The 17,259-nt window shown below is 44.4% G+C and carries 17 protein-coding genes; 9 read left to right on the top strand and 8 right to left on the bottom strand.

What is annotated here, in order from left to right; all coding sequences use genetic code 11:
• Positions 1-76: 76 nt before the first annotated feature.
• Both IGI92_RS14610 and IGI92_RS14605 read right to left on the bottom strand, forming a co-directional pair.
• Positions 77-1,270, bottom strand: coding sequence for a toxic anion resistance protein (locus IGI92_RS14610; RefSeq protein ID WP_005233515.1), 1,194 nt, complete (start codon positions 1,268-1,270; stop codon positions 77-79).
• A 96-nt stretch (positions 1,271-1,366) separates the two neighbouring features.
• Entirely contained in the window at positions 1,367-2,008 is a 642-nt protein-coding gene (locus IGI92_RS14605) for a 5-bromo-4-chloroindolyl phosphate hydrolysis family protein (RefSeq protein ID WP_008379306.1), read from the bottom strand.
• A gap of 218 nt (positions 2,009-2,226) precedes the next feature.
• Between IGI92_RS14605 and IGI92_RS14600 the strand changes: the two genes are divergently transcribed.
• Both IGI92_RS14600 and macP read left to right on the top strand, forming a co-directional pair.
• Positions 2,227-2,805, top strand: a complete 579-nt coding sequence (locus tag IGI92_RS14600; RefSeq protein WP_008379307.1) for an NUDIX hydrolase — start codon at positions 2,227-2,229, stop codon at positions 2,803-2,805.
• Positions 2,798-3,094: a cell wall synthase accessory phosphoprotein MacP gene (macP, locus tag IGI92_RS14595; RefSeq protein WP_005233519.1), complete on the top strand. Its 297-nt coding sequence runs from the start codon at positions 2,798-2,800 to the stop codon at positions 3,092-3,094. Before IGI92_RS14600 ends, macP begins: the two co-directional genes overlap by 8 nt.
• A 57-nt stretch (positions 3,095-3,151) precedes the next feature.
• On the opposite strand, the gene IGI92_RS14590 is transcribed toward macP, so the two are convergent.
• Complete coding sequence (locus IGI92_RS14590; RefSeq protein WP_008379308.1) at positions 3,152-3,754, bottom strand: class I SAM-dependent methyltransferase; 603 nt, start codon at positions 3,752-3,754, stop codon at positions 3,152-3,154.
• 152 nt (positions 3,755-3,906) lie between these two features.
• On the opposite strand from IGI92_RS14590, the gene IGI92_RS14585 reads away from it, so the two are divergent.
• From IGI92_RS14585 to IGI92_RS14575, 3 genes are read left to right on the top strand one after another with little or no spacing between them, the layout of a single operon-like run.
• On the top strand, positions 3,907-4,602 hold the full coding sequence (locus IGI92_RS14585; protein ID WP_005227823.1) for a 5'-methylthioadenosine/adenosylhomocysteine nucleosidase: 696 nt from the start codon (positions 3,907-3,909) through the stop codon (positions 4,600-4,602).
• A gap of 43 nt (positions 4,603-4,645) precedes the next feature.
• A complete protein-coding gene (locus IGI92_RS14580) occupies positions 4,646-5,209 on the top strand; it encodes a cysteine hydrolase family protein (protein WP_008379309.1) in 564 nt (187 codons plus the stop codon).
• On the top strand, positions 5,210-5,509 hold the full coding sequence (locus IGI92_RS14575; protein WP_008379310.1) for a hypothetical protein: 300 nt from the start codon (positions 5,210-5,212) through the stop codon (positions 5,507-5,509).
• Between the two features lie 50 nt (positions 5,510-5,559).
• Here the strand turns inward: IGI92_RS14575 and IGI92_RS14570 are convergent, their stop codons facing one another.
• Positions 5,560-7,452: a M13 family metallopeptidase gene (locus IGI92_RS14570; RefSeq protein ID WP_074536170.1), complete on the bottom strand. Its 1,893-nt coding sequence runs from the start codon at positions 7,450-7,452 to the stop codon at positions 5,560-5,562.
• 140 nt (positions 7,453-7,592) lie between these two features.
• Between IGI92_RS14570 and IGI92_RS14565 the strand changes: the two genes are divergently transcribed.
• Both IGI92_RS14565 and IGI92_RS14560 read left to right on the top strand, forming a co-directional pair.
• The gene (locus IGI92_RS14565; RefSeq protein WP_005233534.1) at positions 7,593-8,132 is read left to right on the top strand and encodes a C39 family peptidase; all 540 of its coding nucleotides are present in this window, start codon (positions 7,593-7,595) and stop codon (positions 8,130-8,132) included.
• 71 nt (positions 8,133-8,203) lie between these two features.
• Entirely contained in the window at positions 8,204-9,169 is a 966-nt protein-coding gene (locus IGI92_RS14560; protein ID WP_005233536.1) for a ribose-phosphate diphosphokinase, read from the top strand.
• Positions 9,170-9,246: 77 nt separating this feature from the next.
• Here the strand turns inward: IGI92_RS14560 and IGI92_RS14555 are convergent, their stop codons facing one another.
• Positions 9,247-10,266, bottom strand: coding sequence for a LacI family DNA-binding transcriptional regulator (locus tag IGI92_RS14555; protein ID WP_005227844.1), 1,020 nt, complete (start codon positions 10,264-10,266; stop codon positions 9,247-9,249).
• Positions 10,267-10,373: 107 nt separating this feature from the next.
• Positions 10,374-12,638 carry a glycoside hydrolase family 65 protein gene (locus tag IGI92_RS14550; RefSeq protein WP_301388112.1) on the bottom strand — a complete coding sequence of 755 codons (2,265 nt, stop codon included), beginning with the start codon at positions 12,636-12,638 and terminating at the stop codon, positions 10,374-10,376.
• Between the two features lie 251 nt (positions 12,639-12,889).
• Between IGI92_RS14550 and IGI92_RS14545 the strand changes: the two genes are divergently transcribed.
• Positions 12,890-15,064 (top strand): PTS transporter subunit IIBC, encoded by a 2,175-nt coding sequence (locus tag IGI92_RS14545; RefSeq protein WP_400449949.1) that lies wholly within the window; start codon positions 12,890-12,892, stop codon positions 15,062-15,064.
• Between the two features lie 93 nt (positions 15,065-15,157).
• Positions 15,158-15,988 (top strand): endonuclease/exonuclease/phosphatase family protein, encoded by an 831-nt coding sequence (locus tag IGI92_RS14540; protein WP_086316619.1) that lies wholly within the window; start codon positions 15,158-15,160, stop codon positions 15,986-15,988.
• Positions 15,989-16,043: 55 nt separating this feature from the next.
• On the opposite strand, the gene IGI92_RS14535 is transcribed toward IGI92_RS14540, so the two are convergent.
• Together IGI92_RS14535 and IGI92_RS14530 are read right to left on the bottom strand one after the other, a co-directional pair.
• Positions 16,044-16,484, bottom strand: a complete 441-nt coding sequence (locus IGI92_RS14535; RefSeq protein WP_301388108.1) for a hypothetical protein — start codon at positions 16,482-16,484, stop codon at positions 16,044-16,046.
• Positions 16,477-17,250: a MurR/RpiR family transcriptional regulator gene (locus tag IGI92_RS14530; RefSeq protein ID WP_016621937.1), complete on the bottom strand. Its 774-nt coding sequence runs from the start codon at positions 17,248-17,250 to the stop codon at positions 16,477-16,479. The genes IGI92_RS14535 and IGI92_RS14530 overlap by 8 nt, the downstream gene beginning before the upstream one ends.
• Between the last annotated feature and the right edge of the window lie 9 nt (positions 17,251-17,259).

Here is a 17,259-nt window from a genome sequence, read left to right as displayed (position 1 = left end):
TGCTGCCTTCACTTAAATCAATTTTTTCAAAAAAAGAGGACTCCGGGAATGGAAGTCCTCTTTTGATAGGTGAAATTTACTTGTTGCTAGTTAAATCCAATAAGCGGTCTTTCAAGTCTTCTTCTAGATGACCTAATTCCACTTCGGCAGCACGACGTTTTTCTTTTCCTTCTTTTTGGATCCGTAATGTTTCTTGGATCGTTTCCACAAGGTCGTTTTGTGTTTTTTGCAATGTTTCGATGTCGACGATGCCGCGCTCGTTTTCTTTCGCTGTTTCAATAGCAGAAACTTTCAACATTTCTGAGTTTTTCTTCAATAGATCATTGGTGGTCTCAGAAACTTGGCGCTGTGCCGTAACTGCATCTTTTTGACGCAATAAAGTCAAGGCAATGACCACTTGGTTTTTCCATAGTGGGATCGCTGTATTGACAGAAGCTTGGATTTTTTCTGCTAGCGCTTGGTTCGTGTTTTGGATCAGGCGAATTTGCGGTGCCTGTTGGATCGTGATTTGACGTGCCAAGCGCAAGTCATGAGTCCGTTTGTCTAAACGATCTAGGAATTGCGTGTAATCGTTGGCGATCTGTACGTCCATTTGATCATTCGTTTCTTCTGCTTTTTTCATAGCTTCAGGAATGATTTTGGTTTGCAATTCTTGCATCTTCAACTCGCCAGCGGCAATGTAGATGTTCAATGCATCGAAGTAATCTTTGTTCTTTTGATACAACTGTTCCAACATCAGGTTGTCTTTTAGCAAACCGTCTTTTTCTTTATCCAATTTGACGGCGATCTTGTCGATTTGGGCACCGATTTTTTGGTATTTAGCGGTGATTTCAAAAATGGATTGTTTTACTTTACCAAACATCCGCTTGAATAAGTTGCCTTCACCTGCACGCAGTTCATCTGGATTAGCTTCTTGCAAGCGATACATCAACTCAGTCAATGAGTCGCCCACAGGGCCGATATCAGCTGCTTGGACATGGTTCAACATAGATTGGGAAAACTCCCCAAGTTTGGTTTGGGCAGCTGCACCATAGGTGATGACTGCTTGCTGGTCAGTTGCATCGATCTTGCTGGCTAATTCTTGGGCCTGTGCTTGACGCTCTGGCGGTAATTTGTCAATCAAACGCGGTGCTGTTTGCTGTTCTTTCAGCTGACTGATCTCCGCTTGTTGAGTAGTGGTCAAAGTGTCGACAGGGGTTGAAAATGGGTTGTTCAATAAATCGTCAAGCGTATCCGTTACGGGTTTTACTTGATTTGGTGTGTCACTCATAATAACTCCTCCTAATAATTGTCTGCTTTCGAAAAAAATCTAGCCTGGGCTAGATTTTTTTTAGATTCTTTTTTTGTTGCCAATCAGAATCTATCCCTATTCATTATCTCGTTTTATGCTTTGTTTGGCAATGGATAACTCAATATCCATGTCATCAAGATCGTCTGCTACAAATTGGGAGTAGTCTTTGGCGATCAAGGAAGCCATTTGCTCGATAATTTGTGTGCTTTCTTCGATTTTATCATAGGTCTCACGACTTTTGATCTCATGGCTATTGATTTCAATGAACTTATCGGTCAAATCGACCATATTGGGCAAGTGGGTATAAAGGAAATGACTTGCCAAAGGCAGTTTAGTTGGTTCTTTTACGAGTTCTTTGAAAAGAGCTTTTGAGGCACGCAAGGCATCGTGACGCAAGTCAATGGCTTTTAACTTGTTATTGCTAGTGATATTTTTTTGGTATTTATCGATTTGGTGTTTCGTCTGATTCATCGTTTCACGGAACAATTCGATCTCACGAGCAGTCATTCCGCTTTTCAAGTAATGGGCTTCTCGTTCTCTCGTTAAAGAAGGCAAAACTTGTGGATCCGCTGCCGGAACTTTACGTCCTCTGATACCGACGTAGACTAAAATCGCACCGACGATTAATAATAGGCTCGCAAATGAATCGCCTACTACGTTAAAAATAATACTGATGAGGACGATCGCACCAACGATCAGCCAGATGTTTTTTTTCATTTTTCCTCCTCCTAAAAATCTCTTGGACAAGTAGATTGGGTTATTCGACATCTTTATTTTAGCATGTTCACTAAAAGAAAAATATCAGACTTGGGGTGGATTTTCCGATTTTTAGTAAATTCATAAGCTTTCTTGCTATTTCTTAAGAAGATATTTTTTCTAAATTATGCTAAAGTGTTTGATAGATAAGACGTATGAGGAAAGTTAGGTGTCGATAGATGTTAGAATTTAAAGATTTTGAAGAAAAAACGATCCAACGGAATGAAATTTTCCATGGCAAAATCATTGATGTGGTGGTTGATGATGTCTCCTTGCCCAATGGTGGAACCAGTAAACGCGAACTAGTCTTCCACCCAGGTGGGGTGGCCGTGATCGCCTTGACGAGTGAGAACAAAATGCTGTTCGTTCGCCAATTCAGAAAGCCATTAGAGCGAGTGATTTTAGAGATACCAGCAGGCAAAATCGATCCAGGAGAAGGCGCACGTCCAGATTTGACTGGCGCCCGGGAATTGGAAGAAGAGACTGGCTATCGCGCAAAAACGCTAGAGCATGTTTCTTCTATGTACCTTTCACCAGGCTTTGCGAATGAAATCTTGCACGTCTATTATGCGAAAGAGCTGGAAAAAGTGGCAAATCCCTTACCGCAAGACGAAGACGAAGTGCTGGAAGTCTATGAATTGAGCTTAGAGCAAGCACAAGCCGCTATCGCTGATGGAACGATCTGTGATGCGAAGACCGTGTTTGCGATCCAATTTTGGGAGTTGCTGGAATTGAAACGGAGGAACGGACTTGCCTAAAGAACCATTGATCACCCGCAGTGAACTTCGACGCCGACGCGAAGAAGAACAAGCGGCGTCTGAACGTAATCAGCAAATCGTAGAAAAGCAAAGCAAGAAAGAATGGAAACAAAAAGAAAAACAAATTGATAACCACTACCGAAAAGTGCGCAAGAAAAACAAAGAAATCACGAAGACCCGTGCCGGTGAGAACCAGAAATCTCGGGATCTGAACCGTTTTTTAATGAAAGCCATTGTGATCGTCACTTTATTGTTAGTCGTCGTCGGTTTGGCGATCTTTTTGTTGTGATTCATCTAGTACTAAGAAAAAGCCGCCCCTGCATCTTCTGCAAGTGCGGCTTTTTTGTTATTCGGTCGGCTTTTTCAAAATAGCTAAAAACATGGCCGCTGGCTGATTCATGAACAAATGATCCGCTTCATGAAAAACGGTAAAGGAAGTGTCGGTAAACCCAATCGCCTCTGTCAGTTGAGTCAATGCGGCAGGGTCAAACCCATTATGAACCAGCGGGTGAGACACGGCGGGATTTTTAAGGAAATCCACTAGATAAAGGGTTCCTCCCGGCTGCAGCAAGGCGTATAGTTTTTCCATCATAGCGGCTGTGTCAGGAATATGCAGCAAGACGAGGGATAGCAGCACAGCGTCTGCTTTTGCTTGTAAGGATTCTTGCAGCAGATCGTGGACAGTTGCAGAAGCATTGGCCAGCTGCAGTTGGTTGATTTTTTTTTCAGAAACCTCGATCATGCCAGGGGCAGTATCCCAGATGGCTAAGTGCTGGACATAAGCTGCTAAGGGCAGACTTACTAGGCCGGTACCGCCGCCGATATCGATCAGAGTTTGGTGCTGGTTGTCTTTAAAATAAGGTTCAAGGGTTTGGGTGACTAATTGTGCTAACGCGATCCGTTCAGGGGTATCGTATTTTGCTGCCATGGCGTTGAAAATTTCAGACATAAGTGCCTCCTTTGATAATGACAAAAAACTGTTCGTTTCGTCAAAACTAGTTTATCATGAAAGGAGAAAAAACACGTCAGTAGATACGTGGGAATTTCTGTTGTTTTTCATTTTAAAGGATGAAAAATAAACGAGAAGCAGGAGGCAAACACATGAAAATTGGTATTATTGGTGCAATGGAGGAAGAAATCAAGGCGTTGCGGGAACAGTTGATTTCACCGCTTTCTTGGGAACGCGGCGGCGCACTATTTATTTCAGGAAGTATCGGCAATCATGAAGTGATCGTCGTTCGTTCAGGTATTGGTAAAGTTCTGGCATCGATCACCACTAGTTTACTGATCCAACAATACGGGGTCAATATGGTGATCAATACTGGATCAGCTGGTGGGATCGGTGCCGGTTTACAAGTAGGGGATTTAGTGATCTCAGATAAAGTGGCCTATTTTGATGTCGATGTGACGGGCTTTGGTTATGAATATGGCCAGTTGCCTGGTGGGATGCCTTTGTATTATGAAGCCAGCCGCTATTTGATCAGTGAGATGACAAAAGCCGCAGAAGCGACCCATCATACCGTGAAAAAGGGACTGATCGTTACAGGCGACAGCTTCATTCATGACCCGCAAAAAGTACAGGAGATTTTAGGACATTTTCCAGATGCCTTGGCTTGTGAGATGGAAGGAGCCGCGATCGCACAGACTGCGCAGCAATTCAATATTCCTTTCTTAATCGTGCGCGCGATTAGCGACACCGCCGACCACGCAGCAACCGTCTCTTTTGATGAGTTTATCTTAGAAGCTGGCAAGCGTTCCGCTGAAATGGTCTTGGCATTCGTTGAAACATTAAAGTAACTTAAAAAACAGGAGAGCCGATCCGTAAGAGGAGGAAGGAAGCATGAGAGCATTACTATCCATTGATTATACGTTTGATTTTGTTGCAGATGAGGGACGATTGACGACGGGTGCTGCTGGGCAAGCGATTGAAGCTGCCTTAGTGGCTCGGACGCAAGCCTTTATCGAAGCCGGTGAGTATGTCGTTTTTGCCATTGATCGTCATGAGGAAACAGACAACTATCATCCTGAAAACCGCTTGTTCCCACCCCACAATCTTGCGGGCAGTGCGGGGCGACATCTTTATGGTCGTTTAGCCCCGCTTTATGAAACCTATCAGGAAGCGCCAAATGTCTATTGGATCGACAAGCGCCATTACTCAGCGTTTAGTGGTACCGACTTGGACATCCGACTCCGGGAAAGAGGGATCACGGAATTGTACCTGACCGGCGTTTGTACCGACATCTGTGTCTTGCATACAGCAGTGGATGCCTATAATTTAGGCTACCAACTGGTGATCGATGCAGATACCGTTGCCAGCTTTGACGCGGTCGGACATGAATGGGCACTACGCCATTTTGAAAATACCCTTGGTGCGAAAATCATTTCTGCGAAGGAGGAAGCATAAATGGGATGGATGGATCAATTAAAAGCAAATTTCAGTTTCAGTGAACTGACTAGCCTTTATCAAGCGTATCAAAAAGGGAATCTTGATGTGAAGGCGTTGTTGAACAATGACTTCTTACAAAAGTATACAGATTTTCAGAACTTGGATGAGTTTATGGCTAAACTAGGAATCCAGAATGAAAACCAAATCTTCGACTTTCTAAAAGACCGCCCCAATCGACAAAAAGCCGATCAAGTCGTCAATGAGCATTCTCAATTCGATTCTGTGATTAGTATGATGAAAAAAGCTTTACAGAAATAAACAATTGGCGAAGAAAAAGCGCAAGCAGAAAAATCTGCTTGCGCTTTTGTTTACCAAATCTGCACACGATCTTCTGGTGCACGATACATAGGGTCACCAGGTTTGATATCAAAGGTGGTATAGAATTCATCGATGTTTTGGACTTGGATATTGGCCCGTAGTTTCGCTGGTCCGTGGACATCGATCGCCAGTAAGAGCTGTTGGTATTGTTCTTTGGCTTTTGTACGCCAAATCTTCGCCCAATTGGTGAAGAAGTCTGTTAAAGAAACATCGCTTTCTTTTTGCGCTGCTTCTAGCGCACAGCTTAGTCCGCCTGCATCGGCGATGTTTTCAGAAACAGTCAATGTTCCGTTGACGGTACCGCCGGCAAATGGCAGGCCATCAAACTCGTCGATCATCGCTTGAGCTAAGCGTTCAAAGTGTGCCAAATCTTCTTCTGTCCACCAATTGTTTAAATTACCATATTCATCAAATTTTGCCCCGTTGTTGTCAAAGGCGTGGGAGATCTCATGAGCAATGACCGCGCCGATCCCCCCATAATTTGCGCTGGTGGATTGTTCCAAACTATAAAAGGGCGCTTGTAAGATTGCGGCTGGGAAAACGATCACGTTCTTAAATGGGTGATAGTAGGCATTCACGGTAGCGGCGGACATTTCCCATTCCTCGCGATCCACGGGCTGCTGCCATTTTTTGAAGGTATCTTCTCGGAACAAACGATTGAAATGAAGGGCATTTGCCAACAGACTTTTCTCTTCATCGGTATGCAATTGATCATAAATAGCAGGAACTTGATCAGGGTACCCGACATGGATGCCTAAACGATTCAATTTGATAATCGCTTTTTGGCGGGTTTCTTCACTTAACCACGTGTTGTTGCGCAAACGATCTTGGTAGACAGCAATCATTGTTTCCACCATGTGTTTGACGTCTTTTTTCGCCATTTCCCCAAAGTACTTGCGTCCATAATAATCACCGATCACTTGACTAAAATGACCCATCGTTAAGTAATAAGCCGCTTTTTGTTGGGGAGCCGCTTCATCGATCCCTGATAAGTAGCGACTGTAGGTTCCGCCTAACTGACGCAATTCTTCACTCAGATAGCTAGTATAGCGCAAGCTTTGGTTGACGATCATCCAGCCTTTCAAGAGTTCAAAATGGCTATCAGAAACAATAATGTCAAAGGCTTCAAAGTAAGCGGGTTCCGTTACGATCAGCTCTTCTGGTGTACCTGGTAAAAGGGCTGTCAAGAGTTGTGTAAAATCGATCTTGCTAGCTTGCTTTGCAAATTCCTCCAAGGAGCGAGGATTGTAGTTTTTACTATAATCCGCACTTTCTTCCGCACTGCGGACATGAGGGGCGATCAATTTATCAAATGCGATCGCTTGCTCTACCATCGATTCCGCTTCTGCTTGGTCTTTTCCGTAAGCAACTAAAACGTTGACGGCCATCTCAAAGTAGACTTGCAGCATTTCGCCTGCTTGGGGATTTTCTGTGTAATAGGTTTTATCCGGCAAAATAGTAGCAGGCGGATAGACCGACAAAGTATTCATTTGCGCATTTTTCATGTCTGCATCGACATCCAGTTGGAAAGGCAAGGCAATGCCCTCTAAAACGAAACTTGCCAGTTGCTGATTCAATTCCTCATAAGAACGCAACGCTTCGATTTTTGCTAATAGTGCATTTGCTTCAGTAGCGCCAGCTGCCTCTCGTTGGGCAAAATCGCTGGCTAAGCGGTAAAAAGCCACAGCATCCTTCATGCGGCCTTTTGGCGTAGCATGGGGATCGTGTGCCATATTTTCAAATTCTGCGATCATTAAGGAATCGATTCCGTCAACGAGATCTTGGAATCCACCCGTAGCGGGTTTATCTGCTGGAATAACAGCGGTCTCCAGCCACTCGCCATTTACATAGTCATAAAAATCATCTTTTAACAAGGTTGTCATGTCTTTCGCTCCTCTCGCTTTCTACTATTATGAAACAAAATCTGTAAGGACGCAAAGAAAAGTTTTCTAGACGAAAAAGGGTTTTGATCCAAGTAGGAGGAGAATCTAAGGTATAATAAGAAAAAAGGCAGGTGAACGAGATGGAACAAGTAGAGTGGAAAGGGATCGCCGAAGAGCGGTTTCGTCCGTATAAGCAGTGGGTCACTCCTTCAGGGTATTTATGCGGCACCTATGCGGCAGCCGTCTTTTTGGCCTACTATCAAGATTACATCGATGAAACGATCATCCCGAAAGCGTTTCGCCGAAAAAAACAGCGGGATCTGACAGTAGTGACGGAAATGCTGCGTGTGCTGATTCAGCCTCATGGGTTGCCGACGATCGCTTGGCAAGTCAGTCATGGTTTGACTCGGTTTTTCGATCAATTCCAATTGCCTTACCGCGGACGTGCGACCGTTGTTGGCGGTTGGCATCGAGCGTGCAAACGAATCGACGAAGGCAAACCGGTGATCATCGGTATTTTGAAGCCTTTAGGCAGCACATATGGCAATCATTGGGTCGTGGCTTACGCCTACGCCGAAACCGCCAGCGGAGAACGCTATTTTAAAGTTCATGACAACTGGGGCAACTACAAAAAAGTAATTCCCGCCAGTTGGGTAAACGGTACCGTCACACTTCCTTGAACGAGACGGTTAAAAAAACAGTCACTTTGTGCTAGAATAGAAGAAAACAACCACATTCATTGGAGGCAATCATGGGCGAAAGTTATAAAGATAGTTCGTTGAAAATTTTTAGTTTAAATGGAAATTTACCATTAGCAGAAAACATTGCGAAAGTTTTCGGTACAGAACTAGGGAAGTCAAAAGTGACACAGTTTAGTGATGGAGAGATTGCCATCAATATTGAAGAAAGTGTGCGGGGCGACCATATTTATATCATTCAATCGACGAATGAACCCGTCAATGATCATTATTTAGAGTTGCTGATCATGATCGATGCGATGAAACGGGCTAGTGCGAAGACCATCAATGTCGTTTTGCCTTATTACGCATATGCGCGGCAAGACCGAACCGCCAACCCGCATGAGCCGATTACTGCAAAATTGATTGCCAATATGCTGGTGGAAGCAGGGGCTTCTCGGATCTTGACGCTTGATCTGCATGCCGTCCAAGTTCAAGGGTTTTTCGACATCCCAGTGGATAATCTCTTTACGATCCCATTGTTTGCTCATTATTATCGCGAACAAAAAATGACTGGTGACGACTATGTCGTTGTTTCACCAAAAAACAGCGGTGTCCAACGGACCCGTAGTTTGGCAGAATACTTAGATACAGCGATCGCGATCGTCGATCAAGATGAAGCCGATGGCGGCTATGTGATTGGTGATGTCGTTGGGAAAAAATGTATTTTAGTTGATGACATTTTAAATACCGGCCATACATTGGCAAAAGCGGCAGACTTGTTGAAGGAAGCTGGTGCCAGCGAAGTGTATGCTTGTGTGTCTCACGCCTTACTTTCGCCGCCAGCTAAAGAAATTTTGGATCAATCAGCGATTGAAAGGATTTGTGTCACCGATTCTTGTTGGACCAGCGAAGAACGCCATCCAGAAAAACTGCACTACATTTCTTGTGCTGAATTGATGGGGGAAGCCGTTCGCCGCATTCACGAAAATACACCAATGAGTCCATTGTTCCGCCTGGAAAGCAAAGAGTATAAATAAAAATATGAAAAGCACCCGCTATCCTTAGGGACAGCGGGTGCTTTTGCGTGTGGGGGAAGTGGACCAAACACAGCGGATCAGTTCAACTGGTTGCGGTTCAAGACCGTTTCTCGTTTGATCAGCTTATGTGGTACGACCAGCTGTACGCCGTTTGAATCTTCATGATTCAATTGCGCCATCAGCCGTTCGGTAGCGATTTTTCCTAAGGACAACACGTTGATATCGATACTAGTCAAATACGGGTGTGTCAAAGTAGCAAAGATCGAATTATTGAAACTGATGATGGATAAGTCATCCGGGACTTTGTAGCCATACATCGTCGCTAATTGAATGATCCGCACAGCGAACAGATCATCGATCACGACGATGGCAGTTGCTTGGGATTCTTTGATCGTTTCTTCAAACGTGACGTAATCTTCCGCTTTTTCAAAGGTCAATGCTGGATAAAAGGGGAGATTTGCCAGCATCATGGCTTTTTGGTAGCCGAAAAAACGTTCGAAATACAGATTTTCATGGGTCGTATTAGTAGCAAATAAAATCTTCGTATGCCCTTGGGCGATCAGATGCTCGGTTGCTTGCTTGCCTAACAACTGGTTGTCATTATCGACAAAAACGATTTTGTCTTCATTGCTGTATGGTTGACCAATCAAGGTAAAAGGGACTTCTTTTTCGACCAGATAGTCGATGATGGGGTCTTTTTCATCGGAATAGACCAAGATAAAGCCATCTACTTGTTTTTGCAGGTGCATCCGTTCCACGTTTTTTAGTAATGTAGCAAAGTCACGGGCGGAGGCAACGGCAACCGTCATTTGATGATGGCGGGCCTCTTCATTGATGGCTTCGATCGTTTCTAAATAAAAGGGGTTTCCTAGTCGTTCTTTCGAATCAAGGGGCGGCAAGATCACGCCGATGGCACTGGATATCTGTTTGCCGAGATTTCGAGCTGCAAGATTGGGGACATAGCCCATTTCTGCCATTACTTTGCGCACTTTCTTCTTGGTATCTTCAGAAATGCTGGGATGATCGTTTACGACACGAGAAACCGTGGATGTAGCGACGCCAGCCTTTTTGGCGACATCTTTGACCGTAATGCTCACTGATTTCCCTCCTTTTTTAGCTTATAGTATCACAAAGTGTCGGCACAAGGGTAGAGCCAATCAAAAGAAAGAAGAAATGCAGACATTTCTTCTTTCAGAAGGCTTGTTTAGTTGATCGCTGTACTGATTTCGTCTTCTAAAACATAGTCTTTGCCATACACCTTGATTGGCAATGCCTCACCGCTGATTTTTTTCAAAGTCACCGTTGACTCATTGACGGAAACAAAGAGCAGACGTCCACGATAGTTGATGTGGAAGGCATAGCGGCTCCACGTTTTAGGTAAGAATGGCGCAAACCCTAAGTGGTCGTGATCGGTTTTCATTTGAGCAAAGCCTTGAACGATCGCTAACCAGCTGCCGGTCATAGAAGTGATGTGCAAGCCATCATCGGTATCATTGTTGTAATTGTCCAAATCAAGACGAGCAGTCCGCTCATACATTTCCAACGCTTTTTCTTCCATACCTAATTCCGCTGCCAAAATCGCATGAATACTTGGGGAAAGGGAAGATTCATGCACTGTCATCGGCTCATAGAAATCAAAGTTCCGTTGTTTTTCTTCTTTGCTGAATTGATCGCCGAAGAAGTAGATCCCTTGCAAAACATCGGCTTGCTTGATAAAGCAAGAGCGCAAGATATGATCCCACGACCAATTTTGGTTTAACGGCAAGTGTTTTGGATCAAGATCGGAAACGGACATCAAGTCTTTGTCTAAGAAGGTATCATGCTGGACGAACACACCAAGCTCTTGGTCTTCTGGGAAGTACATATTGTCGATGATGTCTTGCCATTTGGCTTGTTCTTCGTCTGAGATCGTGACAGTCGCTTCGTCTTTGAAGGCTTCATAGCTGGCTAAGGTATAAGCTAAGACCCAAGTAGCCATTTTATTGGTGTACCAGTTGTTATTGATATTGTTTTCGTATTCGTTTGGTCCAGTGACGCCATGGATCATGTATTTTTGCTGACGTTTTGAATAGTGGACACGATCTGCCCAGAAACGTGAAATCGCGCTTAACACTTCTAATCCTTCTTTTTTCAGGTAACTTGTATCGCCAGTATAATTCGTAAAGTTGTAGATGGCATAAGCGATGGCACCGTTTCGGTGGATTTCTTCGAAAGTGATCTCCCACTCATTGTGGCATTCGATCCCAGTGAAGGTCACCATTGGGTAAAGGGCACCTGCTAAGCCTTGTTTTTGCGCATTGATATGGGCTTGCGGCAATTGGTTGTGACGGTATTTCAACAAGTTGCGGGTCACTTCTGGTTTTGCTAATGCCAAATACAATGGGACTGCATAGGCTTCGGTATCCCAGTAAGTCGCACCGCCATATTTTTCACCAGTAAAGCCTTTCGGTCCGATGTTCAAGCGCTCGTCTTCGCCATAATAGGTTGAAAACAGTTGGAACAGGTTGAAACGAATCCCTTGTTGCGCCGCAGCATCGCCTTCAATGATCACATCGGCTAAATCCCAGCGGGCTTTCCAAGCAGCGACTTGTTCTGCACGCAACGCATCATAATCTGCTTTGTATAAAGTGCCTAATTCGGTGACTTTTGCTGGATGATCATGAGCGGGAACATCACGACTCGTAACGATCAAGACTTCTTTGATCAATGAGAAGGTGTCACCGGCTGCCCCAGAAAAGGCAAAGGTATCAGCGACGCAAAGTTCGCTTTTCACGGAATCAATCGGTGTTTGGCTATGACGCATAGCAGAAGTGACAGTAAAGCGTTCAATGTCAAAATTATTTTCTACGGTCCGAGTCGTCAAGTAATGGAAGGTTTCGGTTTGGCCATGAGCTAATTCTTCCCAGAAACGTTCGTCGTAGTTGCTGTCTTCGTTATGGACGTTGTTATCTAGTTTAGAAATGACTTTGATCTCAGCGTCGCCTTCAATGATCTCAGCATCCATCTTAATGAGGGCAAGTTCACGTTTTACGATGCTCAAGAAGCGTTCAAAAGAGAATTTAACCGTTGCACCTGCTAAAGTCACAGTATAGTTGCGGCGTAAAATCCCAGTTTCCATGTCTAGTTCTAAATGGAAATCACTTGGGCTGATTTTTGCTAAGTCGACTAATTGGTCATTGATAAATAGGTCCATTGCAATAAAGTTGACCGCATTGATCACTTTGCCAAAATAGTCAGGATAGCCGTTTTTCCACCAGCCAACACGGGTTTTGTCTGGGTACCAGACACCTGCGATATAGGTACCTAAGTGATGATCGCCGCTGTATTGTTCTTCAAAGTTGCCGCGCATTCCCATGTAGCCATTCCCGATACTTGTTAGCGACTCTTGCAGTCGACGATTTTCTTTATCTAAGGTAGATGTCGCGATTTTCCATGGATCGATCTCGAACAATCGTTGGATTTTTTTCATGAAAGTCCCTCCAGAATCTTTTTGATATCTCTATCATAAGCGCAAACGATTGCATCGTCAAGTGAAAGTTGTTGCGTTTAAAGAATTTCCTATTAGGAAACATCGAGAAAGAAAGATTCAGTTATATAAAGGTGGAAAAGCGAATAGAATCCCTTTTGATATTTCTGGGTTTACAAAATCTTTTTTCTCCGTTAGAATGAAATTATTAAGAAACCGATTGCGTAAATCGATTCAGGGAAGGAAGAAGGAAGATGAAAAAATTATTGAGCTTCGAATTTTGGCAAAAATTCGGAAAAGCGCTAATGGTGGTTGTCGCTGTTATGCCAGCCGCTGGTTTGATGATCAGTATTGGGAAAACGATCCCAATGATCAATGCCGACTGGGCATTCTTGATCACCACAGGAGGCGTCATTGAAAACATTGGTTGGGCAATTATTGGTAACCTGCATTTATTATTTGCATTAGCTATTGGTGGTAGTTGGGCTAAAGAGCGAGCTGGTGGGGCATTTGCTGCCGGGATCGCCTTTATTTTGATCAACCGGATCACTGGTTCGATCTTTGGCGTGACGAGCGCGATGTTAACCGAAGAAGGCGCCTTTACCCATACGTTGTTTGGGACAAAGATCATGATCGACGGTTTCTTTACTAGTGTATTAGAAGCACCTGCTTTGAACATGGGCGTCTTTGTCGGGATCATCGCCGGTTTTGTGGGGGCAACAGCTTACAACAAATACTATAATTTCCGCAAATTACCGGATGCGCTTTCCTTCTTTAACGGCAAACGCTTTGTTCCTTTCGTGGTGATTGCCCGTTCAGTAGTCGTCGCATTAGTGTTATCAATCGTTTGGCCTTACATTCAAGCCGGCATCAACAACTTCGGTTTATGGATCGCGCAATCACAAGAAAGTGCGCCCGTTTTAGCACCTTTCTTGTTTGGAACCTTGGAGCGGCTGCTCTTACCATTCGGGCTGCATCATATGTTGACGATCCCGATCAACTACACCGAATTAGGTGGAACCTACACAATTCTTTCTGGGGCACAAGCCGGCACCCAAGTCTTTGGACAAGACCCATTATGGCTTGCTTGGGCAACAGATCTAGTGAATATGCGCAATGCTGGCGATACGTCACAATATCAATTTTTATTGGAAAACTTTGTTCCTGCCCGCTTTAAAGTTGGACAAATGATTGGTTCATCTGGGATCTTGATGGGCTTGTCTTATGCCATGTACCGCAATGTCGATGCGGACAAACGGCACAAATATACCTCTATGTATTTATCAGCTGCCATCGCTGTCTTCTTGACAGGGGTAACAGAACCGTTGGAGTTCATGTTTATGTTTGCTGCCGTACCGCTTTACATCGTTTATGCAGTCGTACAAGGGGCGGCGTTTGCGATGGCGGATATCGTCAACTTACGGGTCCATTCTTTTGGGAATATCGAGTTGTTGACCCGTACCCCAATGGCGATCAATGCCGGCTTAGGACAAGATTTGATCAACTTTGTGTTAGTGACCATCGTCTTTGGTGTCGGGATGTATTTCTTGGCAAACTTCTTGATCAAAAAATTCAACTTTGCAACACCAGGTAGAAACGGCAACTATGAAACAGAAGGGGCCAGCGATGCGCCAGCAACTGCTTCGGCGGATGGCAACTTGAACCCAGATTCGCAAGTCGTGAAAATCATTCATTTATTAGGGGGACGTGAAAATATCTCCGACGTTGATGCATGTATGACCCGTTTACGAGTTTCTGTGAAAAATCGGGAAGCGGTCGGCGATGAAAAAGCGTGGAAAGCCGCAGGGGCGTTAGGCTTGATCGTAAAAGACAACGGTGTGCAAGCAGTCTATGGACCGAAAGCAGATGTCTTAAAATCAGACATTCAAGATATCTTAGATTCTGGTGTCACGATTCCCGAACCGACTGCTAGTCAAGCACCAGCTGAAACCACTACCCATCAAAGCCAAGGCGTGACAGCTGAACTAGCTGCCGTTGCCACTGGAGAAGTGATGCCGATCACCTCTGTCAAAGACCAAGTGTTTGCGGAAAAAATGATGGGTGACGGTTATGGCGTGCGTCCAGAGCAGACGACAGTTGTCGCACCAATCAGCGGGAAAGTCACCAACATCTTCCCAACGAAACATGCGATCGGCTTGCTTTCTGATGAAGGCATCGAAGTATTGGTTCACATGGGCTTAGATACCGTTGACTTAAACGGTGCACCCTTTACGGTAGCTGTCACTGAAGGACAACAAGTGGCGGTCGGTGACAAGTTAGCGGAGATGAATCTCGCTGCAGTAAGTGCTGCTGGCAAAGACACCACCATCGTTGTAGTGTTGACCAACAGCGATCAAATCGATTCCTTTGAATTGACCCAAATCGGCAAGCAACAAGCAGCCGCAGTTGTTGGAATCGTAAAACTATAATAAAATGACAAGCGGGTCGACTCTTTTGTTGACCCGCTCTCTTTTATTTTTAAAAGGAATCGTACAAGCAAACCGAGAGAAGGAGCCTTATTCATGAAGGTATTAACATTGAACACCCATAGCTGGTTAGAAGAAAATCAGCTAGAAAAATGCAAAATGATCGCACAAGAGATTGCAACAGGCGACTATGACATCATCGCCTTGCAAGAAGTCAACCAAACGATCGCTGCTCAAACCATCGTTCCTGATGGGCTTTATTGCCCGACAGATACGCTGGTGGAAATCAAGGAGGACAATTTTGCTTTACGCCTAGTGGAAGAACTGCAACTGTTAGACTGTGACTACTATTGGTCATGGACCTACAGTCACGTAGGCTATGACATTTACCACGAAGGCAATGCCTTATTGTCCAAACAGCCCATCATTGCCAAAGAATATCTGGCTTCACAAGCCACGGATGTCTGGGATCATACCACGCGCAAAAACCTGAGCGGCGTGACTGAAGCCGATGGGCAGATCGTACAAGTCGTTAGTTGTCACTTTTCTTGGTGGCAAGACGGTAAATTTGCCTACGAGTGGCAACAGACAGAAGCATTTTTAGCAGAACGGGCAGATACCTTATTGATCTTAGGAGATTTCAACAACGATGCGGCCAGTTCTGGTCATCAACTCGTCCTTGACAGCTCCTTACAGCTGCAAGACAGCTTTTTAACGGCTGCTGAAACGACCGGGGAAGCCTCTGTCGTTAAAGCCATTGATGGTTGGCAAGACAATCGAGAAGCATTGCGGATTGATTATGTTTTTGCATCTAATGACCTGCAAGCAACGGAATATGAAGTCGTTTTTGACGGAACGCGTACTCCAATCGTCAGCGATCACTTTGGAATCAAAGTGGTTTTTGCTTCAAAAACAGATCCAAACTAACATGAGCGACAGCAAAAAGCAGTGCCGGTTGGCACTGCTTTTCTTTTTGGGGAAGTTAAATCGCTGAACGAACAAGGAGGAAAAATAATAAACTCAATAAAAGAATGAATGCTAATGCCCCATAGGTAAAACTCTTTTCGCCCCACGTTGCGGTTTCCTCCTGACTCGAAAGACTTCTTCTTGTAAAAAAGACGAGTCCTGCGCCGATGACATTCGCTGTCAGCAACTGTTGAAAGAAGATCAGAAATAAATACTGTCCCAAAAGGCCTTTTTTACTCATGGAAAACCGTTGAATAAAGTACAGGCAAGCCCCTTGCAGCAAAAGGAGACTACTTAACAAGACCCCTAAAGCGGCTAACGGTTGCGAGCTAAGGTACTGGGCAAAGGTCATCCCATGGTTGAAGGCAGTCAAGGAAAGATAAAGATAGTAAGCACCGGCGATCAAAAGCCAATAACTCAGTAAAATCAATGGAAACGCCCATTTTCGTTTAGTCATGGTTGCCCTCCTGTAAAGTGAATAGTCCATAGGAACGGATCAAATAATCAATCAAGCAGCTCAGTCCAATCAAAGACTGGCTAGGGATTTTCTTGCGACCGATTTGAAAAAAATCGCAATAATAGGTCAGGTGAAACGTTGAATGGCGAGCAAAATAATTATCTCCTGGCGCACTCAATGTCAAAACGGGAATCTGACGAATCGCAAAAGTCGTCAGATTCTCTTTGACGTTTTCTGTTTCGCCGCTGAGTGAGGCGATGATCACACAATCTTCGGCAGTGATCATCGGCATGACCATATCAAATTCCGTTTTGTTCGGCAATACGATCACTCGTTTTTCCATAGAAAGCATCATTTTGGAAAACTCCTCCAGTGCTTTCTTTTGGGAAAACCCAGTTGGATAGCAGTAGATGGTTTTGCTGCGGTCAAACAAGCGGTTGAGGGCAGCTAAGTCTACTGTTTTTACATAGTTTAGGGTGGCGAAAATATCCTCTTGTTGCTTTTCAAAAATCGTTTTTTGCTGCGAAATCGTTGTTGCCTGTTCTTGCTGATGCCGTAGAAAATATTTGAACTCGGAATAGCCAGAAAAACCAAGTTTTTTCGTCAACCGTAAAATAGAAGACTTTGAGACGTGAACCTGCTCGGATAGCTCGACGATCCCCATAGATAGAACGGTATCGCCGTGGGAAAGAATATAGTTCAGAATGCCACGATCAAGTTCACTTAACTCTGCTTGGTGCTGTTGAATCAAATACTGTAATTTCACAAAAACCCC

It is taken from the genome of Enterococcus sp. DIV2379, assembly GCF_050542965.1.
Classification (GTDB): Bacteria; Bacillota; Bacilli; order Lactobacillales; family Enterococcaceae; genus Enterococcus_D; species Enterococcus_D entomosocium.
Note: the sequence above shows the minus strand (reverse complement) of the source record. Positions and strands in the feature narration are given on the sequence as shown.

Excerpts from the sequence above, each read along its gene's own strand:
- IGI92_RS14610 (WP_005233515.1), bottom strand. The coding sequence starts at position 1,270 with ATGAGTGACACACCAAATCAAGTAAAACCCGTAACGGATACGCTTGAC.
- IGI92_RS14605 (WP_008379306.1), bottom strand. The coding sequence starts at position 2,008 with ATGAAAAAAAACATCTGGCTGATCGTTGGTGCGATCGTCCTCATCAGT.
- IGI92_RS14600 (WP_008379307.1), top strand. The coding sequence starts at position 2,227 with ATGTTAGAATTTAAAGATTTTGAAGAAAAAACGATCCAACGGAATGAA.
- IGI92_RS14590 (WP_008379308.1), bottom strand. The coding sequence starts at position 3,754 with ATGTCTGAAATTTTCAACGCCATGGCAGCAAAATACGATACCCCTGAA.
- IGI92_RS14585 (WP_005227823.1), top strand. The coding sequence starts at position 3,907 with ATGAAAATTGGTATTATTGGTGCAATGGAGGAAGAAATCAAGGCGTTG.
- IGI92_RS14580 (WP_008379309.1), top strand. The coding sequence starts at position 4,646 with ATGAGAGCATTACTATCCATTGATTATACGTTTGATTTTGTTGCAGAT.
- IGI92_RS14575 (WP_008379310.1), top strand. The coding sequence starts at position 5,210 with ATGGGATGGATGGATCAATTAAAAGCAAATTTCAGTTTCAGTGAACTG.
- IGI92_RS14570 (WP_074536170.1), bottom strand. The coding sequence starts at position 7,452 with ATGACAACCTTGTTAAAAGATGATTTTTATGACTATGTAAATGGCGAG.
- IGI92_RS14565 (WP_005233534.1), top strand. The coding sequence starts at position 7,593 with ATGGAACAAGTAGAGTGGAAAGGGATCGCCGAAGAGCGGTTTCGTCCG.
- IGI92_RS14560 (WP_005233536.1), top strand. The coding sequence starts at position 8,204 with ATGGGCGAAAGTTATAAAGATAGTTCGTTGAAAATTTTTAGTTTAAAT.
- IGI92_RS14550 (WP_301388112.1), bottom strand. The coding sequence starts at position 12,638 with ATGAAAAAAATCCAACGATTGTTCGAGATCGATCCATGGAAAATCGCG.
- IGI92_RS14545 (WP_400449949.1), top strand. The coding sequence starts at position 12,890 with ATGAAAAAATTATTGAGCTTCGAATTTTGGCAAAAATTCGGAAAAGCG.
- IGI92_RS14540 (WP_086316619.1), top strand. The coding sequence starts at position 15,158 with ATGAAGGTATTAACATTGAACACCCATAGCTGGTTAGAAGAAAATCAG.
- IGI92_RS14535 (WP_301388108.1), bottom strand. The coding sequence starts at position 16,484 with ATGACTAAACGAAAATGGGCGTTTCCATTGATTTTACTGAGTTATTGG.